Below are 26049 nucleotides of genomic sequence, written 5' to 3' on the forward strand. Positions count from 1 at the left end.
CTTTTGATATATGGTATTATTGATTTATGAAATAATAGAAATATAAGCTTTTTTAAAAATAAAGAATAGATTTTCATTATAAAGAGATTATATCAGAAATCTCAAGTAATATCTAGCCCAACTTTTCCAAAAACTTTCTTTATTTTTTCTGAAAGCCTTGGTAAACAATTTGGTTGAGATAATACAAAATAGCAATTGTGAGTAGAACACTAGCAGCCAAACCAAGCCAGTAGTTGTAGGCAAAAACAGGCGATTGATCTAAAGCCCAACCGCCCAAAGGCGGACCGATGAAATAGCCAGCTGCCCAGCAAAGGGAACTCATAGAAAAGTAAACTCCGCGTTGAGATTCAGGAGCTAATTCTGTCACCAAAGCAGCAGCAGAAGGAGTATAAGAAACAATTGCTAAACCGAATATACCTAGTGAAACTACAGCCCAAAATAAGTGATTGACAGGAGTAATACCAGTAAACCAAACACAGATAAAACCCACTGCCCAAATCAAAGCAGAAACAATGAGAGCATGGGGATGTGTAAAGTGCTTTAAAATACGAGCAATTGGTAATTGAAACAAAATTGCGATCGCCATGTGCCAAGCAAACAAAACACTGAGGATTGATTCAGTAAATCCTTGCGTCGCACCAGAAGCCACGAAGTTTCTCAAATAGAGTGGTAATGTGCTGTGGAGTTGAGAGGTGTAAGTTGTGAAAATGATATTCACTAGAACATAAACAAGCAAACGGCGATCGCTTAGTGCTATAGCCCAACTACTTTTGGCAGATAATTCAGACACAGATGCTTGGGGTTGATAATCTTTAATCGCCAAGTAGATGACGACGAAAAACACCATAAAAGAAGTAGAGTCAATTAAAAACAGCGCGCGATATGCCCCAGTTGCACCAACTAGTGCGCCACCAAAAACGATTCCTGTTCCTAAACCTAAGTTATCTGCGAGTCGTGTCAAGGCGTATGCTTCGCGTCGATTTGCAGGTGTTGTTAAATCGGCAACAACTGCCTCAGTTGCAGGCCAATACAAACCTTGTCCCAATCCGACAAGTAAATTACCAAGAATCAGAATTGGGAAAGTGACTGTTGTTGCTAAGACTAAAGAAGCGATCGCCGCAACAGCCGCAGAAAGGAGTAAAGTGCGACGGCGTCCCCACTTGGGAGAATCAGACAAGGAACCACCTAGGATGCGTCCAAAAATACCAGAAATCGAAGCACTACCTAGAGCAAAACCTACCGCAGTAGCTGAAAAACCCACCTGATTCACAAAAAAGATGGGGGCATAAAATAGTGTAAAACCTGTACCGATTTCTGATAAAAAACGACCAAAACCAAGAATCCAGACTTGTGGATCGAGTTGTGGCAGCCACGAGGATAACTGTTGCGGAAGAAACTTCATTTAATTAGGAACGAGGGGCGAGGGGCACAGATATTAATTTTAGAACGTGGTCGAATTGTGGAATATGGCGATCGCCAGGGTTTAGCCAATAATCCCAACTCCCATTTTGCTCAATTGTTGCAGACGGGTTTGACAGATGTATTAGTCTGAGGGGCAATATAAAACAAGATGGCAACAACCCTAAGCTGTATTTGATTGATAGCTTTTCCTGGATTTTGATCTACGGTCTACCTGCTGTACCTGGCTTGATTAAGCGCGAATTTTTCAACGCACTCACAGGTTCTTCCTAACTTGGTTTGTCCCCTATGGCTGTCATTGTCCTGTTGTTAGTCGTAGGCGCTGGACAAACTGTTGTCCTACAATTGCAGCCAACGCTGAGATACACCTATTACTCTTGCAATCGCTGCCAAGGCAAGGCGTTCGAGCAACAACTTATTCATTAATTGGCGAGTTGCCTTATCAATCGGCTGTCGGCTTGCTTTCTCTACAAACTAGTCCGCAGTTTTGGCAGCAGAATCGGGGTTTATTAGCTTACCATTACTATGCATAACTACCCATCCTTTTTGAGAAATATTCTTTAAATGCTGCTAGCCTAGTTGTAAATATTATCTTTAAGAGCGTGCAACTAGAGATGGCTGGTGCTTTATTAATCAAAAGTATGGATGCAATATTTGAAGAGACAGCTATCAACGGTAATCAGCCTTATCGAACTAAAAATGACATTGTTTTGAAATATTCAGAGTCTATTGGTAAAGGATATTGGCAGCGAGCTTTCCTACCAGATGGCATTTCTATAGATATTGAAAATAATGAATTCCTAAACCATATTATCTTGGAGGAACCAGACGACGAGGGATGGCCGGAAATAGGGTTTCGTTTATCGGGAAACCGTAAATTGTATTCAGGCGAGGTGATGCAAGGTGGTCAAAACTTCTTGTGCTTGTCGGATGTCGGACGCGGAGGTATAACAGAATGGGCTGGTAATCAACGACACTTGAAAGTTGACATCAACCTCACGCCTGAAATGTGGGCAATGTTGATTCATCAACACTCACAATACTTATCTCCACACCAGCAACTTCCTCTTTTTGGGGCTAAAAATGCACCACACTACGAATTACGAACCACTACACCTGTAATGCAATCGGTACTATACCAAATTCTCAATTGTCCCTATCGAGATTTTATCCGAGATATTTATCTACAAAGTAAAGCACTGGAACTTGTGGCATTGTGGCTGGGACAAGAACTCAATTATCGTCAGGTAAAGCTGTCTACGGTCAAACTTTCCCCAGATGATATAGAACGTATTTACTATGCCAAAGATATCCTTATTACTAACTTACATCATCCACCAACATTGCTAGAACTAGCACGTCAAGTTGCTATTAATCAAAGGAAACTGAAGCAAGGTTTTCGTCAGATATTTGGGACTACAGTTTTTGGCTACCTGCATGATTATCGCATGGAACAAGCTAAACAAATGTTGACAGAACAAAAATTGACTGTTGCCCAAGTTGCCCATGCTGTTGGCTATTCTCACCTGAGTCACTTTGCATCTGCCTTTAGAAAGAAATTTGGGGTAAATCCCAGTGCTTACCGACAAAAATAGTTCGTCTATGGATAAAAATAGTTCGTCTATGGATAGACTCAGTACCTACAAAACCATAAAGATATTTGCAAGATAGTTGAAAACTATTCTTAACTAGCAGGTGAAAACTTTATTTGTCATTTGCTTGCTGATGTCATGTAACTGTGGTTTTGGTGTGAGTACTGTGAATCGACAACTTTTTTATAGCATTTGCTTGACAGGCATTGTATCTGCGTTGATTGTGCAATCTGCGTCTGCTGAGGTGGTTCAGCCGAAATCAAGCGTTTCGCAAAATATTACGCGCAGAGGACTACGTGAACGTCTTGTGAATCAAGCTGAATTGCTTTCTCAAGTACCTAATTCCCCGACACTGGTGGAAGTGACAGGAGTGGAAGCTACTCCCACAGATAAAGGTGTGGAGGTAATTTTACAATCAACTCAAGGACAACAGTTACAAATCACCAATCGCAGTGCCGATAATAACTTTATCGCTGATATTCCTAATGCTCAATTGCGTTTACCCAGTGGTGATGGATTCACATTTCGTTCTCAAAAACCAGTTGGAGGGATTACGGAAATAACGGTAACAAACTTTGATGCTAATACTATACGAGTCACAGCGATAGGTGAGGCGGGATTACCCACAGTGGAGTTATTTGATAGTGATGAAGGTCTGATTTTTGGCTTCACACCAGTTGTATCCTCTGCCCAGACTCCACAATTACCAGCAGAAGAACCAGAAACTGAAACTCAAACTCAAACAGAACAACCATCAACTCAAACTGATGAGCCAATTGAATTGGTAGTAACGGGTGAGCAAGACGGATACAGTGTACCCAATGCCACAACTGCGACGAGGACTGATACACCCTTGCGTGACATTCCCCAATCGATTCAAGCGGTTCCCCGACAGGTGCTAGACGACCAACAGGTGATTCGAGCCTCAGAAGCATTGCGTAATGTCAGTGGTGTGCAAAGGGGAAATACAGTTGGTGGCACATCCGAGGTGTTTAACATTAACATTCGCGGATTTCAACAATTTGGAGGGAATCTCCGCGATGGCTTTAACAATAGAAACTTTTTTTCTACTGTAGAAACGGCAAATTTGGAACGGATAGAAGTCCTCAAAGGACCGGCTTCTGTACTCTATGGTAATTTAGACCCTGGTGGTGTGATTAACTTCGTTACAAAGCAACCGCTTTTAGAGCCTTTTTATGCTGCGGGATTGCAGGTTGGAAGTTTTGGTTTAGTGCGACCAACCCTTGATTTATCAGGCCCCTTAAACCCAGAGCGAACAGTACTCTATCGATTAAACGCAGCTTATGAGAGAGGCGGAAATTTTCGGAACTTTGACACAGATGTCGAGCGATTCTTTATTTCACCTGTTATTGCATGGAATATTAGCGATCGCACTGACTTAACTCTTGAATTAGAATACGTAAATGATCGTCGTCCATTTGATCGGGGATTGGTTGCTTTTGGAACAGGCATTGCTAATATTCCCTTTGATCGAGTTTTGGGTGAACCAGACGACTTCAATGAAAGAACAAATTTGTCAGCAGGATATCGATTGGAGCATCGTTTCAATGATGACTGGAAAATTCGCAATCGGTTTAGGTACTCTTTCTCTGACCAAACCAGGAATCGGCTCGAACCGGGCAGGCTCAACGAAACCACTGGGGAACTAGGTAGAGAATTTGCTGAGGGTGAATCTACAATAAGAAATTATGAATTGCAAATCGATCTAGAGGGAAATTTTGCTACGGGATCAATCCAGCACACCCTGCTATTTGGCGTTGATTTATCTTGGCAAAATTACGGAGGAGTAGAGCGTTTTGAACCCGCTCCTAGCATTAATATCTTTAATCCTGTTTATGGAATCGCTCCCCGACCTAGCCGAGATGAATTTTCAGATGTATTTCCTTTGGGGTCTCAAACTAATGCTCTTGGCTTTTTTCTGCAAGATCAAATTACCCTAGCCGACAACTTAAAACTACTGGTAGGTGGACGTTTTGACAATATCGATCAAAGCTCTCCTTCTGATGAACGGCAAGATCAAGCCTTTAGTCCGCGAGTTGGCATCGTCTATCAACCGATAGAGCCAATTTCTCTATATACCAGTTTCAGTAGGTCATTTCAACCTAACTTTGGAAATCGTGCAGATGGTTCGCTGCTTGAACCCGTGCGTGGTACGCAGTACGAAGTAGGTGTTAGAGGTGAGTTTCTCGACGGTAGCTTGATTACAAATCTGGCTGCCTACGAAATTACCAGGAGTAATCTTGCAGTTACTGATCCAGATAATCCAAATTTCTCCATTCCATCAGGAGAGCAAAGAAGCCGGGGTATTGAGTTGGATGTTACAGGACAAATTCTTCCAGGATGGAATATTATTGCATCCTACGCCTACACCGATGCCAGAGTTACCAAAGATGACAATCTACAGCCAGGTAATTTACTTGATGGTGTGCCGTTTAATTCAGCCAGTTTGTGGTCAACTTATGAGATTCAAACAGGTAATTTCCAAGGCTTAGGATTTGGCTTAGGTTTATTTTATGTGGGTGAACGCCAAGGTGATTTGAATAACTCTTTTCAAGTGCCTAGCTATGTACGTACTGATGCCAGTATATTTTATCGACGAAATAACTGGCGGGCTGGCATTAATATTAATAACCTTTTCAATGTCGATTATATCGACGCTCCTGGTGATCGCCGGAGTCGCGTTGAAGGTCCTGGTGCGCCGTTTACAGTCAGAGGAACGGTATCAGTGGAGTTTTAGATTGAACTAAATCAGGATTTCACAATACCCAATGGTGTCCAACGACAATGCTATGTACTGATTAAAAAGCAAAACCATAGCATTTTTTAGTCTTATGAGATACAACTTTTTTAATCTTATGAGATACAACATTGACTTCACCCCGATAAAGCTATGCTTTACAGCAACCGCCAAGGCGTTTAGGACATGACAAAATCCCAAAACCATTATTCAATTTTGGCTTTTAATTTCCCCTCTCCTTAGTAAGGAGAGGGGTTAGGGGTGAGGTTTTTATATGTATCTCATGCACCTAGTAAACGCTACACTTTCTCAATACTCCAAAAAATCAATTTATATCAGTTAAATAAATGAAGTATTGGTTCAGACATCTTAAACTATTGCTACTTTCAATATGTTCACTAATTTTAGTAGTCGCCTGCAATAGTAGTACACCTCAACTAAATACCAATCAAACACTCACAAGCAGACCTTCAGATTGTCGGGTAATTAATCATGACGGGGGAGAAACAGAAATTTGCGGACAACCCGAAAAAATTGTGGCATTTGGTCCACCCATATTAGATATTTTGTTATCTTTAGGAGTGCAAGCCGCAGGTTATTCGGAAGTGGATTTACTCAACAAAAAAGTATTTGATAATCCTAGTGAGCAGATTCCTTATCTAGGGCATTTAGTGACAAATCGACCTGTAAATTTAGGCGATCGCAATAATCCCTCGCTAGAAACATTTGTGCAACTTCAACCTGATTTAATTATAGGTGAAGCGTATCATATCAAGGAAAAATACAAATTATTCTCCAGCATTGCACCAACAGCATTTTTTGTAAATGAAGGAGAATCAGATTGGAAAACCACTATTAAGGCAATTGCACCAGCCCTAAACCGAGAAGAACAGGCACAACAAGTAATTACATCCCATAATCAACTGATAGAAACAGCTAAAAAACAATTAGCACCAGTGATATCAGGACAAACTATTATTGTTCTAGGCTGGTCAAGAGTTACCAAGCAATCATTTATTTTTCCGGACACTTTTATTACCAGGTTGTTAAAAGATTTAGGCTTTAAAACTGTTTTAGGAGCAGCCAACAGACCTAGAACATCAATTGAAGCTATAGCAAACCTGAAAACCGATCACATTTTAGTGTTGCCGTCTGGGGATAACACCATCGATAATGCGAAACAGGACTGGGAAAAAAATCCGATTCTGAGTTTAATTCCCGCAGTCCAAGCTGGAAACATTCATTTTATGGACTATCAACTCAGTCGCATTCGGGGACCAATTTCGGCTGAAATATTTATCAATCAAATTCTTCAACTGTTGCAAACTTAAAATATACCTACCGTTTTCTGTATTAGAAGTAATCATGAATATCTCAACCCAAAAGACTCACAACAATTGCCGTTTTTGTTCCGAGATTTCTCAAGCTAACGGTGAAGATCCCATTGGTTCAGCGAACAACGCCGAACAATACTTCATTATCGAAGCGGCACAACCTTGGCCAAATAACATTTGGATGGAACCTAACTCCATACCACAGGGTGTATTAGACCCATTAAAATTTATTTGGGAAAATGGTGGGACAATTCGACCACTTGCGATCGCACCAGATAAAGAATACTCCCATCCAGATTATACTCGTGTATTCTACTATCGCCGACCAGCAAAATTGTTTGCCCAATTTGAGAAACAAGAATTTATTGTACCTCATGCTTTACTGGGTTCTTTGGCATTAGCTTTACTTAAAAATCCCGAAGAATTACCAAACTTTGAGCAATATCGTCAACAAACAAACCACATTCGAGAAATACTTGTTTGCAACCACGGCAATGTTGATGCAGCTTGTAGCAGATTTGGTTATCCGCTTTATCAAAAATTACGTTCTGAATACGCGACTGCAAATAACAATAACTTACGTTTTTGGCGATGTAGTCATTTTGGTGGACACGAGTTTGCACCTACCTTAGTTGATTTACCTCAAGGACAATATTGGGGTCATTTAAAGCCAGAAATTTTAGATTTATTAGTCCGACGTAATGGTTCAGTCACAGAACTGTATCCCTACTATCGAGGCTGGGGGGGCTTATCTTTCTTTGAACAAATTGCCGAACGAGAAATTTGGATGCTTGAAGGTTGGAAATGGCTGGAATATTATAAAGCAGGTCAAGTTTTAGCCAGTGATGAAATTAATCAAGAATGGGCTAATGTTCGCATTGATTACACCACAGCCGATGGAAATATCAGCAGTGCATATCAAGCCAGGGTGGAGGTGAAAGGCTCAGTTATGACAGCCTGGAAATCAGGAGAAAACCCTACTTTAGAGGAAGTAAAGCAGTATCAAGTTAGTAGTCTAGTGAAATTGGCATGATGAAAATTGGACTACCGCAATACTGGAATTTACTTGTTGATTATCTTAAGCCGCAAAAGGGCAGGTTTTCAAGTTTGCGATACGTCGCTACATCATTGAGCGAATCGCTTTTGATACTGCGATAACTACTACTTTTGTTGCTCAGTTTGCGGTAAGCGTAGCTATGCCATCAGGCTTATCGCGCAGCTTTTCTAACTTCTGCAACATCTAATTCTAGTGCTTGTGCTACCTGTTCTAAAGTCAACCCCAACTTCAATAACCGAGGTACTGCTTCAAGTTTACCCTCAAGTTTGCCCTCAAGTTTACCCTCAAGTTTACCCTCAAGTTTACCTTCAATGCGCCCCTTACGCTCTCCGTCTTCCAAGCCTTCTTGGTAAACCCTGGTTTGTTTCAAATCACCTAATCCTAACATTGCTTGAATCTCCGCTTGACTCTTGTGAGGAAACTTATAAACAATGATTGTCTCTATTAATTCTACTAATTTTCTCCTGACCTGTTCATCAGGAACTTGTCTACTTCTGTCAATTAAACTCCGAGCTTTTACACTCGCCTGTTCTGGTGGTTCCACTACCAATGTGAGAGTTCCTAAACCAATTGATTGATTAGTTAATCTCAACTCGTCTAGGTAAATGACTTGCACTCGTTGACTTTCAAAAAATTCCCAATAGCGCATCGGTACACCAGGATCGAGGCGGCGACTCATCCAAATCACAGTTCCCCTCCAATCGTTGCGTATTTCTGTCTTATCCAAATACATAAAAATTTCCGTGAGGAGGCGGGAATAAAGTTCGGGATCAGGTTGAAACTGAAATTCAGTGAAATGAATAGGACGTTTTAAATCTAGTTGTTTGGGTAAAAATGCCCCATCAATCCGAAAATTTGTTTGCTTGACTTCTACTGATAAAAATTCATACGCTTCCGCTTCCACTGGAGACTGACCGAGTAATTCAAAGAAAACGCCAGGAAAAGTTTTGAACAGTCGATAGAGAATTGAATCAGTTTTCACACACTAAAAAAAGCTAGATAGCTAAATCAATATATCAAAATATTTCGCAATAAATAGGCATAATTAAGCATACGATATGAAAATTGGACTACAGCAATACTGCAACTTACTTGTAGATTATTTTCAACCCCAAAAGAAAAGGGTTTTCAAGTTTGCGATCGCCTACAGTATTCTACTTGCTTAGACTTGTACAATTACCCTACTCCCCGTTTTCATTTGAAAGTTATTGTAGCCACTGAACTAATTCATCCATAGTCACAAAAGACAGCAGTGCTTCACCCAATTCCTCCAACCGATTACTAGGTAAGTTTTGTATTTGTTGCTGAGTTGCTGGGTCAAGTAAGCCAAACTTGTACGTTAGTAAGTGGATAATTAAAACTGCTTCCCCTTGTTGCAAACCTTGTTGCAAGCCCTGCTGCAAACGCTGCTGTAAGCCTTCTTGTAGAATTTCTTGATAAATCACTGATTCTTTCATAATGTCCTCGCGAAACAGACTTCTAATCAAGTTTTTATCAAACCTCAGCCCTGCCAATATCTGCGTATTTGCTACTAAATTGCGGCGTTCGTCGGTCGATTCAATACTAACGACTCTGGTGGCGGCTTGCTGTATTCATGAAGGCAGGAGGCAGAAGGTAGAAGGAACTTATGCTTAAAAAATTGGGATTGAAGCGAAGCAAGGACGCCTTGTATTTCTGGCTCGTGCATCTTGATACAAATTTTCTACTTTAATGAGCTTTTGATCCACAACTAAAATTTTTATTAATATTCTCAGCCTTTTGCCTTCTACCTTCTGCCTTTCTTTGTAAAGTTTGAAATTCTAGATGTAGGATGTGGTTGGAGGTTTGCAATAACGTCATTGAATCGGCACGAATTGGTTCTAAACTTAATTCGGTTTTGAGTACCTGGATATCAGATACTTGAGATGACAATAGCCAACGCACAAAATTTTGGGGATAAAGTTGAGCTAGATATTTGCAAATATTGTCATAAGCCAATCGCGATGTACCTTTATTTTGAAACTAGAAGCTGTGTCACCATTTTTATTCGTAACCGACTTAGATAATACCCTCGTAGGCGATGACGAAGCCCTATCAACACTCAATGATAAATTGAGTCAGCATCGCCAGGAACATGGAACAAAGATCGTTTATGCTACAGGGCGATCGCCAGAACTATACCGCCTACTGACAAGCGAAAAGACTCTTCTTGAACCTGATGCTTTGATTACTTCAGTGGGAACTGAAATATACCTCAACGGTAGCGACACTCCTGACTCTGGATGGAGTACAAAAATTGCTCAAGGCTGGAATCGCGATTCGATTGTGGCGGCAAGTGCGCATTTTGCTGATTTAGTTCCGCAACCTGATTCAGAACAGCGTCCGTTTAAAGTCAGCTTTTTCTTAACTCAATCCGTTTTTGGTGAAGTGATTCCCCAACTAGAAACTTTGTTGCAAAACCGAGGGTTAGATGTCAAGCTGATCTACAGCACAGGTCAAGATTTAGATATTTTGCCGCGCAACAGCGATAAAGGGCTAGCAGTGCAATTTCTGCGTCAACAATGGGAAATGTCCCCCGAACAAACTGTTGTGTGTGGTGACTCTGGCAATGATATTGCTTTATTTTCTAGTGGACAAGAACGCGGAGTCATTGTCGGAAACGCGAGTGCAGAACTTTTAGAGTGGCATAATGCTAATCCGGTTGACTATCGCTATCTAGCGCAAGCAGCGTGTGCGGGTGGTATTTTAGAAGGCTTACATTATTTTGGGTTCTTGGGATGATTAGTTATCTCAAAGGTGCGATCGTTGGTGTAGACAAAAGCAATAGCAATCGTGTCATTCTCACTTTAGATGTGAATCAGGTAGGTTATGACTTGCAAATTCCGGCGCGTTTTGTTGAGGAATTACCAGCAATTGGGGAAACAGTACAAGTGTTTACGCATCTACAAATGCGAGAAGAACAGCCCTTGCTATATGGTTTTGGTTCAGCCGCGCAGCGCGATTTGTTTCGTCAGCTAATTAGTGTCAGTGGTATTGGCGCCCAACTCGCGATCGCGCTACTAGATACATTAGATCTACCTGACTTAGTGCAAGCTATTGTGAGTGGCAACACGCAGTTACTGATTCAAGCGCCAGGTGTTGGTGGCAGAACAGCAGAACGCATTTCTTTGGAGTTAAAAAAGAAGCTAGCTGATTGGCGCACGACTGCTGGAGTTGTTGCTATGACTTCTGGAGGACCTCCACCTGCAATTTTTGAAGATGTGCAAATGACACTATTAGCTTTAGGTTACAGTGCCAGTGAAGTTTCTCAAGCAATTACTGCGGTGAGTGACAGTGCGATTCTACAGCAAAACGCTAATGCTGAGGAATGGATTCGCCAGGCGATCGCGCATTTAAGCGGTTGAAAGCATAGTAGTTAGTGAATAGTTTTGAGTTTTGAATTGTGAATTTTGAGTTGAAGAAGTAGGAGTTTTGAGTTTTGAATTGTGAATTGAAGAATTTTTTTAACTCTCTTAAACTCAACACTTCACGACTCATAACTCATAACTCTCTTAAACTTCCTGACCTCTGCTATATCTAGCCGCTAGCGCCTACTAGTTGTGCTTGCTGATAGTCTTGCTGCAGCTTACGATACATTTCCTCGCGGCGGTCGTATAAGCGTTTTAATGAACGAGGTTTGCACTGGTTGATGACATAAGCTGTGATGATGGGTAATGCGATCGTACTGTCGGTATAGCAAACAACTGTACTGGGTAACTCTTCAGGGTCTACTTTACCCCAGCTGACAGCTTCACTCGGAGTTGCGCCAGAAAGCCCGCCAGTATCAGGTCGCGCGTCGGTAACTTGCACAAAGTAGTCGTGACCGCGTTCTTCTAAGCCTAAAACTTCGTGCAGTTGCGGTTGTGTTTGCAACAAAAAGTTCTTTGGGCTACCACCACCAATAATGACCGCAGCACTTTTCCCTTCGACACCAGCATCCCCAGACTCACGGGCACAGTAGGCGATCGCGGCAGTTTCATTTACATCAATTGCGGGATCTATTATCATATTTGACCCCGATAAAGATAATGCTGCGACGTTCATTCCAATCGAACTGTCGCCAGGAGAAGAAGTATAAATAGGAACACCGCATTCGTAGGCTGTTGCTAACAAGCAAGAATGTTCTACACCAACTTGTTTTTCGACTTCTCGGACGTATTTACCTAACAGATTATGAAATTCAGCCGTTCCCATGCGTTTTTGAAATGGTTCGGCTTGGATAATTTTCCGAATGAAATCGTCTGTTCCCAGCAGCACATCATAATCAAAAATAATGTCATAAATACGGATTGTGCCTTGCTCGCGTAGTTTGACATCATCTAAGAAAGGACTGCTACTATACAACTTCATTCCTAAGCCGTAGTGCAAATCGTGGTAAAGGTTAGCGCCAGTACTGATAATCCAATCAACAAAGCCATGACGCATTAATGGTGCAAGCGCAGAAACTCCAAATCCTGCTGGAGTCATCGCGCCAGATACACTCAAGCCTACTGTCACGCCTTCTTGTAGCACTTCGCGGCTAAGTAGTTGACAAATTTCCCGTAACCTTGCTGAATTATATGCAGTGAAGTAGTTATCAATTAAGTCTACGACACCAATATCTGATGGTATTGGTACTGGTGCAATTTTTTTGCTAGGTATTGCCATGATTTCACTCCCATTGATGGATCGCCCCGATCTAATGTAGCTAGGTTTTGGCAACTAGTGAGCTATTTCGATCTCGACGTGCCACTTATATCGGTGACAAAGTAATTCGGTGGCGATGTCATTCATCACGATCGTTGGCAAATGTTTTGAATTCGATGGCATCGTGACTACAAAAGAGGCGAACATCGCGGTGATTGATCGATAGTGTGTGTAGCTGTGCTTGATTGTGAAGCCGCGCTTTGCGATCTACCTCCATCATCGACTGATAAACTCGTAGCCCTGGCGTGCAGTGTCGATTTAAGGCATCCATCTCGTGTCGGTAGAAGTAGGCATCGCCTGCATGTAAAAGCCAGCCGTCCGGTGTTTGAATGGCAATGCCAGCATGACCCCGCGTGTGACCCGTTAGCGGAATCAGCAGAATTTCTGGTGGCAATCCAGCAAGATCGCGGACTGCCTCAAATCCATACCAAGGTTCGCCCCCTGCCGTATAGTATTGCCAGTGTTTAACTTCATCCCACTGCTGTGACCGATAACGCCGACTTGCGATGAAACCATGCCGATCTTGGGCTGCCTCAATCTCAGTCTGCATGACATGTACTGTTGCTTCAGGGAAATCTTCTAAACCGCCTGCATGGTCGAAATCGAGGTGAGTTAGCACAATGTGGCGCACGTCATTAGCAGAAAATCCCAGATCCTTAATTTGTGCGATCGCCGTATATTTACGATCAAACTGGATATTATTAAACTGGACGAAAAACGGACTCAGCCGCGAGTAAGGCGACTGGACATCACGCAAGCCAAAGCCAGTATCAACTAGAACAAGTCCCTGATTCGTCTCAATCAGCAGACAGTGGCAGACAAGGTGAGAGAATAAGCCACGGCTAAAGCCATCGAAAAGTGCGCCGCCGATTGGGCACATACAGCCGCAGTTGAGATGATGAATGTGCATAAGTAGTTTGTGTGCCAGTTATTTGAGCGAAATATGAGTTCATCACAGCAGCACAGGTTGAGCGTCGATGCGAATGCGAAAGAGCGTGTAGGCTTTTTGACGCAGGTCTTTTCCCTTTTGATACTTCGCCTGACGGTGCAACTGGTTGGCGGTGACGTAGAGGTAGCCATTGGTGACAACTGAAAGCGTATCTGTCCACATCAAACGTGGGACATGTAGTACTGTTTCCCATTCTCCTTGAGTAGAACGCCAGAGAATTGCTTGATACTCATAATTGGTAGCATTGACTAACCACTCTTCCATGTCTCCTAGATCTAGATCGCGAACAAGTCCGGTAGCTTCAGGTAAATCACTTGTTGGCTGAACCTGGCTCATTGAGCTTGCGGTTCATCTCAGCTGTCACTGTATCCGGTAAGATAGTGCCAATCGCGCCTTGAACTTTCGTCTTCAGCGATTCTGCTAAGGTTGCATCTTTACCTGCCATTAAAGCCTCAAATCCTTGCTTTGCGACTTCAGCTGGATTGTCCTTTTTATCCGCACCCACTTTCGTATCATCTAGACCCGCACGGTGGAAGAAGTTAGTCTCAGTGGCTCCAGGCATGAGTGCAGTAACAGTGACACCCGTATCCTTTAACTCGTTGCGAATCGCTTCGGAAAACGAATGAACGAATGCCTTAGATGCCGCATAAACTGCTTGGAACGGACTGGGCATTTGGGAAACGATCGACGACGTAAAAAGAATTTTTCCGGCACCGCGATCAACCATATCTTTCACTACTCGTTTAGCCAGATGAACCGTTGACGCAACGTTCAGCTCGACCAAATTCAGTTCTTCCTGTAAATCGGTTTTAGTGAACTCGCCACCGACACCGACACCCGCATTGATCGCGATCGCATCTATAGGTCGTCCCGTCGCCTGAATCTGTTTATAGAGCGTCTCGACACCATCATAAGTGGCAAGATCCGCCTGCACTGTCTCGACCTTGGCACCCAATTCCTCGAAAGCTTGAGCCGCTTCATTGATGCTTGAACCTGTAGCTGTAACTAAAAGATCAAAACCATTTTGGGCGAACTGTTTAGCGAGTTCATAGCCAATACCGCTGGAAGCACCCGTCACGACAGCCAAGGGTCGGGTTAACGAATCCATAACTATGTAAACTCCTATTACTCAACGATTATTTGCCACAGCAAGTCTCATGTTCGCTGTTGACTCTTACAAAGTTAGGATGGCAGATAGGTGGTTACGTCTTTCTCAGGATTGATTGCTCGTGAACTTAACTAGCAAAAGCAGGAGTTGGGCGATCGCGTAATGCCGAGGCAACGGCTACGAGATTTGCGGCGGCTGCCTCTCCAGATTTTTGTGACCACTTATGTTTGTCATTTATTTGTAGATAGGACTCTCCTGAACCTGGATCTTTATCATTACAAATGAAGACAAAATATAGTTGTAATTTGATTATTTTAGAAGTATGACAATTAAGACCTCCACGAATCTAAATCCAGATGTAGAAGCTGAACGCTTGAATCAAGAAGCAACGGCTTCATCACTAACGGAAGAACAATATCAGCGCAAAATGCAGCGGCGTAAAGAAGTGCAAGAAAAGCGCGTCGCCCAAGCATCACAAGAAAAAGGCTTAATTATTGTTAATACTGGTAACGGTAAAGGAAAAACAACAGCAGCGCTAGGGATGGTATTGCGATCGCTTGGTCATGGATATAAAGTAGCAATTGTCCAATTTATTAAAGGAGCTTGGGAACCTGCAGAGAAAGCAGTTCTCAGTCGCTGGGCAGATCAGTTACAATTCTATGCAATGGGTGAAGGATTTACTTGGGAAACTCAAAACCGCGAACGTGATATCCAAAAAGCTAATGAAGCATGGGAAATTGCGTTAAACTGCATCTGTAATCCTGACTTGAGATTAGTACTGTTAGATGAAGTGAATGTTGCCCTGAAATTAGGTTTTTTGAGTGTTGACACAGTGCTAGCAGGTCTAGAGCAAAAGCCAAGTGATTCCCACATAATTTTGACAGGGAGAGGCGCACCAGCGGTTTTAATTGAACGCGCTGACTTGGTAACTGAAATGACGCTAGTCAAGCATCCTTTTCGCGAACAAGGTGTCAAAGCCCAACCAGGAATTGAGTTTTAACATGAGCAATAAGCAATTAGCTTTGTATCTGTGATATAGATGGCAACACTCAACATAGTTGGAACACTATCGCAACTCAGAACAATTGCCCCAACTAACTTTTAGCCTTGAACCCGAAGGTTTGTGTTAGCGTCTCTAACCTCTGAGTCCTAAGTTCTATTGTACTTAGTTGGAATAGTAATTTTGACAAGTTTGGAGAATTTGGCGATCGCCAGTACTCACTTCAGGCAGTTGATAATATTCTTGCAAGGCAACAGCGTAAGGATAAGCGATCGCATCAAATTCTTCTCCAATTCTTGGTTTATCACCCGCAGTAGCAATTTGTTGCGGTTGCGCTGCTGTATCTTCGTCAGCAGAGGGCGCATTAGCAACCATTAAAGCGAGTTCACCTAAGTTGATATTGCCAGAAAAACAACTAAACTCTGAATAAGGTAAGTAAAATGCCCCAATTACCTTACCTTGATGCAATTCAAACACCATATATTCTTGCCCAATTTGCTGCGGTTGTGGTGCTCTGCCGTATAAGTATACGCCGTCTTGCTGTGGTAGTTTTCCTCGCAAGGCTGGAAACGTATCTTTACCTGAAATATTGACGTTATTTCTGCCTGGTGAGGCAGCGATCGCAGAAGGCATTAACCCTGGCATAACTTCACTCGTAAAAATGCCCATTCCTAGGAGCAAACTAGCCAGTGGAACTTGTAATAACAAACTACATAATGATGATAATTTATTAATCATTAGATTAAAGTGGGGGCATTATCCTGCGTTACTTAAAGCATAGCTAATTAGTTATATACAATTATTCCTTCGCAAGTTGGACTTTATTTTTAACAGAACTTAATCATGAAACGAAGATAATCTTCTTGTAGTAGGTAGACAAAAGCCGAGGCAATAGGTTATCTGTTATTTCTACAGAAGTTATTAACGCTTTTCCAGAAAAACGTTATCCTACTGCTAAATTCAGTTATTAGCGCGTGATATTAAGTCTAGGCTTCCTCGTTGTGTAATTTTAGGATTTTGAATGGTGGGTAAGGCTAAATATTATCTACTTGCAATCCGACTCTCTTAGTTTTTCATTAAAGTATATGCACCACTGATATTTGGCAGAGGATCTTGCGAATATAGTGTGTCCAGTCCAAAAAGACTCAGAATCTCTATTGCCCTTTCTAGTTGCTCGTCTGTAATGTATTTTTTCCAACTATCAACTACATTACCTGTAGTAATAATCGCACTTTCTTGCCGACTTGTCGCAGAAGGCTTATTAAGAATTGCAAAGACTGTGTCATCAAATTTTTTGCCTAAAAATGTAAATAAACGTTCAATTTCTGCTTTAGGCTCTTTACAAAAATTTTCGTAGAAAGCTAGATGAATCTCTTGTGGAGCAAACTGTTTTAAAGGAACATAATTTTCTAAGCACCAGAGAAATATCTGCTTTTCAAAATCAGTTTTGGCTGCTATGATTTCCTGCTTAAATGGTTGTAAAAAATCTTCGACTAATTCTGGTTGTGCTAACAGTTCATCTAAATGATTACCCCAGCCCAAGTGAAGTTTAGAGTTGACAACAGCACATGGATGCCTAAACAATAAGATGATGGGAACCTCTGGAAAGTTGCGGTGTAGCCATTTCAATAAAAAATTTGCTCTAATATCTTTAATCATTCGTTTTTGACAAAATACTTTTTTATTAAACTGGTCCGTCCACCGATTTTTGATTTTTCCAGATAATATAGCTTTTGTCGGTTGAAGAAACTCTTGGTGTTGGTTATCTGGTCTTAAATATTGTCGATATCTAAAATGCTCAACTAGCTCTACTTTATAGGGATGAAAAGGCTCAAATATATCTCGATAATCATTATTATAGTTGATAATAGAAGAAACCCAGGTTGTGCCACTTCTACCAGTTCCTGCTAGAAAAATTGCTTGTCTGTAATCTGAATTTAGCTCTAAAAAAAGTTTTTTTTCACGACTATTTTTTAACATTTTTATGAATAAATTTATGTATTTTTAACCAATTGATTATAAAGTTCAAGATAGCGTTTTGCTTGTAATTCTAGAGGGTATTCAGAAAGTGCGATCGCCCGACAATTGTGCCGCATCTGTTCGCGCAGATTTTGCTCCTCTAGCAGGTATACAATACCATCACAGAGATCTTGGGCATTCTCTGGCTTGGCTAAGTAACCTGTTATACCTGGGCGTACCAAGTCAGGAACACCACCAATTTTGCAAGAAATCATCGGCGTACCACAAGCTATACTCTCTTGTAACGTTAAGGGTAAATTATCTGCTCGTGTAGGAAAAACAAACAAATCAGCAGCAGAATAAGCGATTGTTTTTGATTCGTCACTGGTAAGATAACCCAAATCGATTGTTGCCATTCCTACAGTTTGAGCAATTGCTGCACCACTATTACCAAAGATTAACAGCACAGTTTCTGCTTTCAATCCACCCGGTAAGTTTTGTAATGCTTGTGCTAGTAAATCTCCACCCTTACGACGTTCTGTCAGGCTATCAGCACCAAACATAAGGACTTTTTTACCTCTTGGTATACCTAAGTGCGCTCTACACTGTTCTGGATCGAGAGGTTGATAGGCTTGGGTATCAATGCCATAAGGGATATGGTGAATTGGAAAGCGATTGAGGATACTTTGCTTAGCTTGTTCGTATAGCCATCGGCTAGGAGTAGCTACAGTTAAATTTGACTGACTATAAATCCAATTTTTTAATCTCCATTCTAAGCGAGTGTTATCTTTTTCAATTTTTGGATAAACATCAGGATAAGGGCATTTTCCGCAGCCAGTTTTCCAGCGATCGCAGTCGTAACTATATGTACAATGTCCTGTAAAACTCCACATATCATGGAGTGTAAACACAGCAGGTTTATCTTTTGTTAAAGATGATATTGCTAAGTAGTTAAAATATCCTGTATGCAAGTTATGGAAGTTAATAATATCAGCATTTTTATAGACACTATTTTTAGGAATATTAAATGTATTCAAAAAGTGTAAGTAATTTAGTCCCAAAGGCTTAGTTAAACGAAGATATAACTGCCTTTCGATATATGTCTTTTTAGCCGGAGTCGTCGTTATGCGATCGCTGTTGCTTTGAGCATTCCCCACTAACAGGTGTGAATCTACTCCTTGAGCAAGTAAACCTTGGTGCAGTCTGTAGCCTGCAATTGCGGCTCCCCCACTAATATCAGATTGATTAATATGTAATACATTCATTTTTGATCAGGTGAAGTCCTATGATGAACTAATACTTGTTGAAAAAATAATTCATAACTTTTAACACAATTTTCTATATTAAACTTCTCAAAAGCTTGTTGTGCAATTTGAGAATGCTGATTGAGTAGAGCGGGATTGTTTATATATTGCAGCATGGCATGAGCGATAGAAGACACATTTGCTTTACCTGCTTGAGTTTTAATAGTAAAACCCGCAGTTTGAGCGTTATGTATCATCATTTCAGGGATTCCGCCAATCTCAGTTGCGATCGCTGGTTTGCCGAAAGATAAATACTCAATAATCGAATAAGGAAGACTTTCACCGTCAAAATATGTCGGCAAAACCCCAACATCAAAACATTCTATCCAGTCATTAGGATCAGCAGAGTAGCCAACAAAGTGTATTTTATCAGCCATGTCATTAAGCGATGCTTTGAGATTTCTGAGATATTCGCTGTCACCAACCAAAATTAAATGAGCTTCTCGTTGAGTTGCGTGTAGCACCTGCTGAAATGCTTGAATTAACTCTGCCCAACCTTTTTCCTGAATTCCTCTAGCAACCATACCAAATACGAGAGCATCTTTCGGTATCTTTAGTTTCTCTCGCCCAGAGATCGTCTTTTGTGGTTGAGGTAGTGCCACACCGTTATAAATCTTTTTTATAGGCAGATTACTCGTCGCATATGGTGCTATTGCTGTCGCATTATCTTCTGATAGAACAACAATTCCATTAATTCTATTGAAGATTTTTTGAGTACTACTGCGATCGCTGAGTTGTTGCTCGATCACGTATTTATAGTCACCGTGATCTGTCACAACAACTGGAGTTGATACTTGTATATTCTCTACAACAAATTTATCTGCATGATATAAATGACTATTAATTAAATCTACTTTTATTTGTTTCAGAATAAATTGAAAATGCAGCTTTCTTAATTTTTCTCTAATTTTTACTTTTTTACCTGTTTTCGCTATTAAACGCTCTAATTTTGTCAAAGCTTGATTTAGTAAATTCGGTGAGGAAGGAGGAAAGAAAGATATTACTTTGACATTATCAGGAAATCTATCAACTAAAGTATTGTCAGCAATTGGAAAAAAATTACAGTTATAAACATATACAGTATGATGCTTTGCTAAAGCACTTGCTAACCTAATAACAAAAGTTTGCGCACCTCCGGTCATTAAGTGAGAAATGGTAATAAGAATTTTCATATTTAGCAAGATTCAGGATTCAGAGGATGCTTTGCAGACCTACTTTCAGAATTAAATTGAGTTAGATTAATGCTTCCGATCTTCTATAATGTTTTAACTTGATTGACCATTGTGTTACTAAGTCAAAAAGTAGAATAAACTTGAATATTTAAAGCTATTCAGTTCAAATTGATTGTAAAACGTAGTAGAACTTGGTAATTAGGCAATAGAAATCAGCTTTTACTCATTGGGCTAATTGAGTAGACATAGGTGTGTTTTGTAATGTAATAGAATGCCTTTGCCGCATTAATTCTGTAGACCAACGAATACTAAGATATTCTCTCGCTAAGCGTCTGATATAACGAGTTCTTCTAACTTTAAAATAGATTAGACCTTCCCAGTATTCCATCGTATTAACTAAATTTTTGTCTCGACAAATTGACCAAATTCTGACAGCTTCATCAGTAGATTTGACATATGTTGACCATTGCGTTGCCAACCAGAAATAAAGTCCTGCGATTAGATAGCGGCGATGCTCATTGAGCAATTGTGCTTTAGCAAGCATTGTATAGACGTCTGCAATGAGTTGTTCATTAGAAAGCAGGTATTCGGCTGTAATTCCTTTTTTACCAATAGAATCTCTATGTTTTACAGGCATTCGCCAAAAGCAATCAGGTTGAGAAAACCTTTTGTACTTTAATCCTTTAATTAATGCTCGGACATGAAATTCCCAATCTTGCCAAATAATCAAACTTTCGTCCCACGGTTCTAATCTTTGCAGTGCCGCTTTTCTCCAAATAGGACTAGTTGTTTGCCAAGGAACATCCAAGGATAAAAATCGATCGAGATCGTTTTCTGGCTCTTGAGTTTCGCGATTCCAAAGCAACGCTTCATCTCCTGGTAGTTCGCAGAACACTTGACAAGGAAAAACCCCAAAGTCTAAATCAGGGCGATCGCGCATAGTTGCAACACGTTTTTCTAAACAGTGTGGCGCTAAACAATCATCTGAATCAAGAAAAATGATATAATCACCAGTTGCCTGAGCAACTCCTTGATTACGAGACGCAGGAGCACCAGGATGACCTTGAGTACGTTTGATGAAACGAATACGCGGATCTGCTTGTGACAATGCCAACATTTGTGTTTCTGTTTCGTCTGTTGAGCCATCGTCAACGACAAGAACTTCCCAGTTTTCGTAGGTTTGTTCGCGCACAGATTTGATTGTTTCTAATAACAGTAAGTAGCGATTTTTTGTAGGGATGACAATAGAAACTTTGGATGAACCGAGATGATTTTGTTCTATTTGATTGTTCCCATTAAGACTCATTGGATTAGTTACTCTTTTGTCGTAAATAGTGATGGGAGTCTAAATAGTAGTGTTGTGTAACGCAACAGCAATAGGGTTAAACAATGCCAAGCATTTGGAGTACGATTTTGTTATCCCGCTTGACTGTATTCATGCTGCATTTGATGATACTTCCAAAGTTCGCCACGTTGCTCGAGTAGTTCTTGATATCCTCCCTGTTCAATGATGCGACCTTGCTCTAGAACAACAACTTTGTCAGCACGAACAATTGTTGATAGGCGATGTGCGATCGCAATTACTGTTCTGCCCACAGCTAACTTCTCTAACGACTGTTGAATTAAGCGCTCTGATACCGAGTCTAAGGCACTTGTTGCTTCATCGAGGATTAAAATTTCTGGGTTACGCAGCAGGGCACGGGCGATCGCAATTCGCTGACGTTGTCCTCCTGATAAGCGGACTCCGCGATCGCCTAACTGCGTATCAAACCCCTGTGGTAGATCCTGAATAAACTCCAACGCATTCGCAAGTTTTGCTGCCTCAATGACTACTGCATCATCTACATCTTCTAATGCATAAGCAATGTTGTCTCGCACAGAAGTATTAAAGATATAAGTGTCTTGACTGACAACAGCTAGCTTATTACGAAATGAGTAGACATTAAATTCGCGTAGATTGACACCATCAATTAACACCTTACCCTGAGTAGGATCGTAAAATCTAGGAATTAGATCGGCTAAAGTACTTTTGCCAGCACCTGATGCTCCTACTAATGCTGTCATCTTGCCTTTTTCAATCGTTAAATTAATGTTGTGTAAGACAATTTCCTCTGAGTCATAACCAAAATTTACTCCAACAAACTCAATTTTTTGCTTCAAGCCAATAAATTTTTTGTTGCCGTTATAAAATAAGGGTTTATTGTCTACGCGAAGTAATTCTTTAATATTGCTGAACGATCCTTGACAATTGCTTAACTGTACTCTTGCCCCATCAATTTGGCGCCGCAAAGGCATAATTCGGAGTAAAACAAACAGAAACGTTAGTAGTGAGGAGACTTGTAATTGTCCGTTAGGAATTAAAACTGTAAATGCTAGCAGCAGCATTCCCACTAAAATTGCTGTTGCTACTCCTTCTGAAAGTGGTTCAATGAGTGATGAGATTGAGACGGCTTTAGTAGTGGCTTTGAGAAAGTTAGAATTAGCCTCGTCAAATCTTTTTCTTTCAAAGTTGTATGCTGCGAAAGCTTGAACGGTACGAACTCCATGAATATATTCAAGCGAAATTGTTGTATACCACTTTGCGGCTCTTGTTTTTTCAAAACTTGCTTCTCGTACGCGCCCTAAGAGCGATGAAATTCCTACTGATATTAAACTAAAGAGCAAGATAGAAACAATCGTCAGTTGCCAAGACAACAAGAGCATAGAAATAATGTAGACGAATAATATAGTAAATTTTGTCAGAATGACTGAGACAAAATTAAATGCCTGCATGATCTGCATGATCTCAGTGGTAATGCTGTGTACTAATCCTCCTGATCTTGTCTTAGCAAAGTACCGCAAGCTTAACGATTGAAATAATTCAAATACTCGCTTTCGTAGAAAATAAACTAATTTAAATTGTGTAATTTGCGTGTAAAGGCGACCTAAATAAGTAAAGAGCGATCGCACTAAAGTTGTTAATAATATTAAGGCACATACTCGATAAATTCGCTCAGATGCTGGAGCATTCACTCCCAAAACCCAAATGTCAAACCACTCGATTCCAGTACGAATTGGTTGGGCATCTGGATTTGTTAAATTTTGGAGAAATGAAAGAATAAATCCTACTCCAATACCTTCAAATATGGCAGCAATTATAGTAAAGACAATAGCTAGAATTGCAATACCCCGAAAATTACGAAATTCTCTAATTAGAAAGTAGTTCTCTTGCCAAATTTTTGTAGCACTTAACAAATTGCGGAATGATAGCGAAATTTTAGAGTTCATTACTTATAAGATCTGCAGCAGTATGAGTAAGTGTATGGCAGATATAGTCGCCATTCAGACTAGGTAAGTAGAAGTGAGCACTACAATAACATTTTTTGTTGACACTACATTCTTTGTTAGAAGTCGCAGTTACATAAAAAATTAAGCAAGTACTTTCGTTAACATCGTGCAGCTTTGGTTGGAGGCTAAGGCATAACAACTTCTTGAAACACTCTAGTCGCAGCTATTTTTAACATTTTTTTAATTACAGACAATATATCATCGTTTAATATGAGCTGCAACGTATTATAATATACAAATATTTAAAGCAAAGTGTTATGGATAGCATTGCTGGAAGTTGTGCTGGCAAAGTTATTATGGAATATACTGTGCAGCTTAAAAATTGAGTGCCAAAGTGTATCAGTATCTCTAGGCTAGCTAGGAGTAATACGCCACAGTAAACCTCAGCAAGTACATACACAAACTAAAACCAACTGAGACGTCGAAAGTACGGTCAAAATCTATCTCTTGCATATGTTTTTACCAAAAATTATTTAGCTCTTTTTAGAGTGACAGCTAGAAAAAGTATGACTTTTTCCGATAAAAAATAGTTCATTCACTGAGAATGCTGTCAAAAGCTAGATGGTGGTTCAAATACATCAATAGCCGCTTTCACGGGAAGCATTTCTAAAAATTGAATTTACTAGTAAGAACTGATTTGCGGCTATGATTCTGATAAGTAGAAGTTTAACATAATGATATTTCTAGTAGTTTAGTCATCAAAGTAATGTATTGGAAACAACAAAAGAAGTATTTTGTATGTAGAATATCAGACTTTTTGCAAAGTTCCCTGATTGTCAGCAGGTTATGTTGTTCCATTCTTAAATCAAAGATGCCAGGAATCGTGCAATGGCTAAAGTTCGTCTAGAGAATATTAAACGCAAGTTCAACAATGTAACTGCGATAGAAAATATTACTTTTGAAATTCCTGATGGACAATTTTGGGTTCTTGTTGGACCATCAGGTTGTGGTAAATCAACAATTCTGAGAACGATCGCAGGGTTAGAAACAGCAACAAGTGGAAACCTATACATCGGGGATCTTCTTGTAAATAACGTTCCAGCGCGACAGCGGGATGTTGCTATGGTTTTTCAAAATTATGCACTTTACCCACACATGAGTGTTGCCCAAAACATTGCGTTTGGGTTACAGATGCGAAAAGTTGACTCAAAAGTGATTCAACAAAGAGTAGAAACAGTTGCGCGATCGCTTGCACTTGAACATCTTCTAGAACGTAAACCCAAACAATTATCTGGGGGACAGCAACAACGCGTCGCATTAGGAAGAGCGATCGCCCGCGAAGCACAAGTATTTTTATTAGATGAACCTTTATCAAACTTGGATGCGCAGCTACGTGACGATACCCGTGCAGAGTTAAAACAGTTGCATCACAATTTAGGTATTACGACAATTTATGTCACCCACGATCAAGTTGAAGCGATGACTTTAGCAGATCGCATCGTTATCCTCAATCAGGGAAGAATTCAACAAATTGGAGAGCCACAAAGCGTTTATGCTAAACCTGCTAACCGGATGGTGGCAACTTTCTTAGGCAATCCGCCAATGAATATTTTGCCTGCAAAGTACAAAAATGGCAACTTTTTGGTAGAGAGTCAGGTTATTTCATGTCCGATGAGAATTCGTGACGTATTGCGTTTATCCGAAGGACAAGTTGTGGATTTAGGGATTCGTCCAGAGGATTTGTTTATTAATGAATCGCAAAACGAAGAAATTGCAGCCTTAACAGTTGAAGTCAAACTTGTAGAACCTTTGGGAAGAGAAACTTTAATTCGTGCTGGTTTACCCAGTTCGAGTGTGCAAGTCAATATTCAACAGGCGGGTGTTATGCGTTTGCATCTGGGAGATCGCATTTCACTAGGGCTTGATTTAGAACAGCTATTTATCTTCAACTCGACGACAGGCGATCGCTTGTATCCGTGTTAGTTTGCTTCTAGTAACTTTTCCATACGGATGAGGTATTCATCCTGTGCTATTGGCTTGTAACCCAGCCTTTGATATAGTTTTTGAGCAGGATTTTCTTTGAATACGCTCAAGTAGATGCGTTGTAGGTTCTTTGTTCTAGCGATGTTTTCTATGTGTTGTAGCAAGGTTGTGCCGTATCCTTTACCACGAAATGATGCTACAAGCTGAATAGTGTGGATATATAAGTACTCGCTTGCCTCTCGAATCGCAAAAAAACCAATGAGGTCGTGGTTACGATACACCATTGTGTATCTTTCTGGAAAGCACGGTTCTTGTTGGTGAAGTTCCTCGTCCCAGCCGATGGTACGACTTATCATTAGATAAAAATTATCTCTGGTTAGTGACCGGATAAATGAGCCATGTATTTGTGGATTGCAAGAAGTAATAGTAAGTTGTGAATCTAA

25 protein-coding genes are annotated in these 26049 nt (G+C 40.6%); 10 read left to right on the top strand and 15 right to left on the bottom strand.

Annotated features, from left to right (window positions below; genetic code table 11):
- Positions 1 to 139: 139 nt before the first annotated feature.
- Positions 140 to 1402: an MDR family MFS transporter gene (locus tag IQ230_RS03810; protein WP_193930755.1), complete on the bottom strand. Its 1263-nt coding sequence runs from the start codon at positions 1400 to 1402 to the stop codon at positions 140 to 142.
- Here IQ230_RS03810 and IQ230_RS03815 point away from each other — a divergent pair.
- From IQ230_RS03815 to IQ230_RS03840, 6 genes are all read left to right on the top strand, one after another.
- Entirely contained in the window at positions 1385 to 1552 is a 168-nt protein-coding gene (locus IQ230_RS03815) for a hypothetical protein (RefSeq protein WP_193930810.1), read from the top strand. The genes IQ230_RS03810 and IQ230_RS03815 overlap by 18 nt on opposite strands.
- Before the next feature lie 244 nt (positions 1553 to 1796).
- Positions 1797 to 1952 carry a hypothetical protein gene (locus IQ230_RS03820; protein ID WP_193930756.1) on the top strand — a complete coding sequence of 52 codons (156 nt, stop codon included), beginning with the start codon at positions 1797 to 1799 and terminating at the stop codon, positions 1950 to 1952.
- A gap of 81 nt (positions 1953 to 2033) precedes the next feature.
- A complete protein-coding gene (locus IQ230_RS03825) occupies positions 2034 to 3014 on the top strand; it encodes a helix-turn-helix transcriptional regulator (protein ID WP_193930757.1) in 981 nt (326 codons plus the stop codon).
- Between the two features lie 163 nt (positions 3015 to 3177).
- A complete protein-coding gene (locus IQ230_RS03830) occupies positions 3178 to 5769 on the top strand; it encodes a TonB-dependent receptor (protein ID WP_322742275.1) in 2592 nt (863 codons plus the stop codon).
- Between the two features lie 347 nt (positions 5770 to 6116).
- Positions 6117 to 7100: an ABC transporter substrate-binding protein gene (locus tag IQ230_RS03835; protein WP_193930759.1), complete on the top strand. Its 984-nt coding sequence runs from the start codon at positions 6117 to 6119 to the stop codon at positions 7098 to 7100.
- A gap of 34 nt (positions 7101 to 7134) precedes the next feature.
- On the top strand, positions 7135 to 8136 hold the full coding sequence (locus IQ230_RS03840; RefSeq protein ID WP_193930760.1) for a sucrase ferredoxin: 1002 nt from the start codon (positions 7135 to 7137) through the stop codon (positions 8134 to 8136).
- 175 nt (positions 8137 to 8311) lie between these two features.
- Here the strand turns inward: IQ230_RS03840 and IQ230_RS03845 are convergent, their stop codons facing one another.
- The 3 genes from IQ230_RS03845 to IQ230_RS03855 all read right to left on the bottom strand — a co-directional run bounded on the left by IQ230_RS03845 (position 8312) and on the right by IQ230_RS03855 (position 10137).
- Positions 8312 to 9142, bottom strand: a complete 831-nt coding sequence (locus IQ230_RS03845; protein ID WP_193930761.1) for an Rpn family recombination-promoting nuclease/putative transposase — start codon at positions 9140 to 9142, stop codon at positions 8312 to 8314.
- 223 nt (positions 9143 to 9365) lie between these two features.
- Positions 9366 to 9617 (bottom strand): DUF4351 domain-containing protein, encoded by a 252-nt coding sequence (locus IQ230_RS03850; protein WP_228054555.1) that lies wholly within the window; start codon positions 9615 to 9617, stop codon positions 9366 to 9368.
- 250 nt (positions 9618 to 9867) lie between these two features.
- Positions 9868 to 10137 (bottom strand): RpnC/YadD family protein, encoded by a 270-nt coding sequence (locus IQ230_RS03855; protein WP_228054556.1) that lies wholly within the window; start codon positions 10135 to 10137, stop codon positions 9868 to 9870.
- A gap of 33 nt (positions 10138 to 10170) precedes the next feature.
- On the opposite strand from IQ230_RS03855, the gene IQ230_RS03860 reads away from it, so the two are divergent.
- Positions 10171 to 10920 carry a sucrose-phosphate phosphatase gene (locus tag IQ230_RS03860; protein WP_193930762.1) on the top strand — a complete coding sequence of 250 codons (750 nt, stop codon included), beginning with the start codon at positions 10171 to 10173 and terminating at the stop codon, positions 10918 to 10920.
- Complete coding sequence (ruvA, locus tag IQ230_RS03865) at positions 10917 to 11543, top strand: Holliday junction branch migration protein RuvA (RefSeq protein WP_193930763.1); 627 nt, start codon at positions 10917 to 10919, stop codon at positions 11541 to 11543. The genes IQ230_RS03860 and ruvA overlap by 4 nt, the downstream gene beginning before the upstream one ends.
- 172 nt (positions 11544 to 11715) lie before the next feature.
- Here ruvA and IQ230_RS03870 read toward each other — a convergent pair whose 3' ends face one another.
- The 4 genes from IQ230_RS03870 to IQ230_RS03885 all read right to left on the bottom strand — a co-directional run bounded on the left by IQ230_RS03870 (position 11716) and on the right by IQ230_RS03885 (position 14921).
- Positions 11716 to 12825, bottom strand: coding sequence for a homospermidine biosynthesis protein (locus IQ230_RS03870; protein ID WP_193930764.1), 1110 nt, complete (start codon positions 12823 to 12825; stop codon positions 11716 to 11718).
- Between the two features lie 118 nt (positions 12826 to 12943).
- Complete coding sequence (locus IQ230_RS03875; protein WP_193930765.1) at positions 12944 to 13774, bottom strand: MBL fold metallo-hydrolase; 831 nt, start codon at positions 13772 to 13774, stop codon at positions 12944 to 12946.
- 42 nt (positions 13775 to 13816) lie between these two features.
- On the bottom strand, positions 13817 to 14149 hold the full coding sequence (locus tag IQ230_RS03880; protein ID WP_193930766.1) for a hypothetical protein: 333 nt from the start codon (positions 14147 to 14149) through the stop codon (positions 13817 to 13819).
- Positions 14124 to 14921 carry an SDR family NAD(P)-dependent oxidoreductase gene (locus IQ230_RS03885; protein ID WP_193930767.1) on the bottom strand — a complete coding sequence of 266 codons (798 nt, stop codon included), beginning with the start codon at positions 14919 to 14921 and terminating at the stop codon, positions 14124 to 14126. The genes IQ230_RS03880 and IQ230_RS03885 overlap by 26 nt, the downstream gene beginning before the upstream one ends.
- A 322-nt stretch (positions 14922 to 15243) precedes the next feature.
- On the opposite strand from IQ230_RS03885, the gene cobO reads away from it, so the two are divergent.
- On the top strand, positions 15244 to 15921 hold the full coding sequence (gene cobO / locus IQ230_RS03890) for a cob(I)yrinic acid a,c-diamide adenosyltransferase (protein WP_193930768.1): 678 nt from the start codon (positions 15244 to 15246) through the stop codon (positions 15919 to 15921).
- Positions 15922 to 16086: 165 nt separating this feature from the next.
- Here the strand turns inward: cobO and IQ230_RS03895 are convergent, their stop codons facing one another.
- From IQ230_RS03895 to hepA, 6 genes are all read right to left on the bottom strand, one after another.
- The gene (locus IQ230_RS03895) at positions 16087 to 16659 is read right to left on the bottom strand and encodes a hypothetical protein (RefSeq protein WP_193930769.1); all 573 of its coding nucleotides are present in this window, start codon (positions 16657 to 16659) and stop codon (positions 16087 to 16089) included.
- Positions 16660 to 16986: 327 nt separating this feature from the next.
- Positions 16987 to 17901, bottom strand: a complete 915-nt coding sequence (locus IQ230_RS03900) for a sulfotransferase domain-containing protein (protein ID WP_193930770.1) — start codon at positions 17899 to 17901, stop codon at positions 16987 to 16989.
- Between the two features lie 14 nt (positions 17902 to 17915).
- Positions 17916 to 19145 (bottom strand): glycosyltransferase family 4 protein, encoded by a 1230-nt coding sequence (locus tag IQ230_RS03905; protein ID WP_193930771.1) that lies wholly within the window; start codon positions 19143 to 19145, stop codon positions 17916 to 17918.
- The gene (locus IQ230_RS03910; protein ID WP_193930772.1) at positions 19142 to 20356 is read right to left on the bottom strand and encodes a glycosyltransferase family 4 protein; all 1215 of its coding nucleotides are present in this window, start codon (positions 20354 to 20356) and stop codon (positions 19142 to 19144) included. The genes IQ230_RS03905 and IQ230_RS03910 overlap by 4 nt, the downstream gene beginning before the upstream one ends.
- A 223-nt stretch (positions 20357 to 20579) precedes the next feature.
- A complete protein-coding gene (locus tag IQ230_RS03915) occupies positions 20580 to 21662 on the bottom strand; it encodes a glycosyltransferase family 2 protein (protein WP_193930773.1) in 1083 nt (360 codons plus the stop codon).
- A gap of 110 nt (positions 21663 to 21772) precedes the next feature.
- Entirely contained in the window at positions 21773 to 23623 is a 1851-nt protein-coding gene (hepA, locus tag IQ230_RS03920) for a heterocyst formation ABC transporter subunit HepA (protein WP_193930774.1), read from the bottom strand.
- 888 nt (positions 23624 to 24511) lie between these two features.
- On the opposite strand from hepA, the gene IQ230_RS03925 reads away from it, so the two are divergent.
- Positions 24512 to 25606 (top strand): ABC transporter ATP-binding protein, encoded by a 1095-nt coding sequence (locus tag IQ230_RS03925; protein WP_193930775.1) that lies wholly within the window; start codon positions 24512 to 24514, stop codon positions 25604 to 25606.
- Here IQ230_RS03925 and IQ230_RS03930 read toward each other — a convergent pair.
- On the bottom strand, positions 25603 to 25962 hold the full coding sequence (locus tag IQ230_RS03930; RefSeq protein ID WP_193930776.1) for a GNAT family N-acetyltransferase: 360 nt from the start codon (positions 25960 to 25962) through the stop codon (positions 25603 to 25605). The two genes, IQ230_RS03925 and IQ230_RS03930, sit on opposite strands and share 4 nt — an antisense overlap.
- Positions 25963 to 26049 lie beyond the last annotated feature (87 nt).

It is taken from the genome of Gloeocapsopsis crepidinum LEGE 06123, assembly GCF_015207655.1.
Taxonomy (GTDB): Bacteria; Cyanobacteriota; Cyanobacteriia; order Cyanobacteriales; family Chroococcidiopsidaceae; genus Gloeocapsopsis; species Gloeocapsopsis crepidinum.

Excerpts from the sequence above, each read along its gene's own strand:
- IQ230_RS03810 (WP_193930755.1), bottom strand. The coding sequence starts at position 1,402 with ATGAAGTTTCTTCCGCAACAGTTATCCTCGTGGCTGCCACAACTCGAT.
- IQ230_RS03825 (WP_193930757.1), top strand. The coding sequence starts at position 2,034 with ATGGCTGGTGCTTTATTAATCAAAAGTATGGATGCAATATTTGAAGAG.
- IQ230_RS03835 (WP_193930759.1), top strand. The coding sequence starts at position 6,117 with ATGAAGTATTGGTTCAGACATCTTAAACTATTGCTACTTTCAATATGT.
- IQ230_RS03840 (WP_193930760.1), top strand. The coding sequence starts at position 7,135 with ATGAATATCTCAACCCAAAAGACTCACAACAATTGCCGTTTTTGTTCC.
- IQ230_RS03850 (WP_228054555.1), bottom strand. The coding sequence starts at position 9,617 with ATGAAAGAATCAGTGATTTATCAAGAAATTCTACAAGAAGGCTTACAG.
- ruvA (WP_193930763.1), top strand. The coding sequence starts at position 10,917 with ATGATTAGTTATCTCAAAGGTGCGATCGTTGGTGTAGACAAAAGCAAT.
- IQ230_RS03870 (WP_193930764.1), bottom strand. The coding sequence starts at position 12,825 with ATGGCAATACCTAGCAAAAAAATTGCACCAGTACCAATACCATCAGAT.
- IQ230_RS03875 (WP_193930765.1), bottom strand. The coding sequence starts at position 13,774 with ATGCACATTCATCATCTCAACTGCGGCTGTATGTGCCCAATCGGCGGC.
- IQ230_RS03880 (WP_193930766.1), bottom strand. The coding sequence starts at position 14,149 with ATGAGCCAGGTTCAGCCAACAAGTGATTTACCTGAAGCTACCGGACTT.
- IQ230_RS03885 (WP_193930767.1), bottom strand. The coding sequence starts at position 14,921 with ATGGATTCGTTAACCCGACCCTTGGCTGTCGTGACGGGTGCTTCCAGC.
- cobO (WP_193930768.1), top strand. The coding sequence starts at position 15,244 with ATGACAATTAAGACCTCCACGAATCTAAATCCAGATGTAGAAGCTGAA.
- IQ230_RS03895 (WP_193930769.1), bottom strand. The coding sequence starts at position 16,659 with ATGATTAATAAATTATCATCATTATGTAGTTTGTTATTACAAGTTCCA.
- IQ230_RS03900 (WP_193930770.1), bottom strand. The coding sequence starts at position 17,901 with ATGTTAAAAAATAGTCGTGAAAAAAAACTTTTTTTAGAGCTAAATTCA.
- IQ230_RS03905 (WP_193930771.1), bottom strand. The coding sequence starts at position 19,145 with ATGAATGTATTACATATTAATCAATCTGATATTAGTGGGGGAGCCGCA.
- IQ230_RS03910 (WP_193930772.1), bottom strand. The coding sequence starts at position 20,356 with ATGAAAATTCTTATTACCATTTCTCACTTAATGACCGGAGGTGCGCAA.
- IQ230_RS03915 (WP_193930773.1), bottom strand. The coding sequence starts at position 21,662 with ATGAGTCTTAATGGGAACAATCAAATAGAACAAAATCATCTCGGTTCA.
- hepA (WP_193930774.1), bottom strand. The coding sequence starts at position 23,623 with ATGAACTCTAAAATTTCGCTATCATTCCGCAATTTGTTAAGTGCTACA.
- IQ230_RS03925 (WP_193930775.1), top strand. The coding sequence starts at position 24,512 with ATGGCTAAAGTTCGTCTAGAGAATATTAAACGCAAGTTCAACAATGTA.
- IQ230_RS03930 (WP_193930776.1), bottom strand. The coding sequence starts at position 25,962 with ATGATAAGTCGTACCATCGGCTGGGACGAGGAACTTCACCAACAAGAA.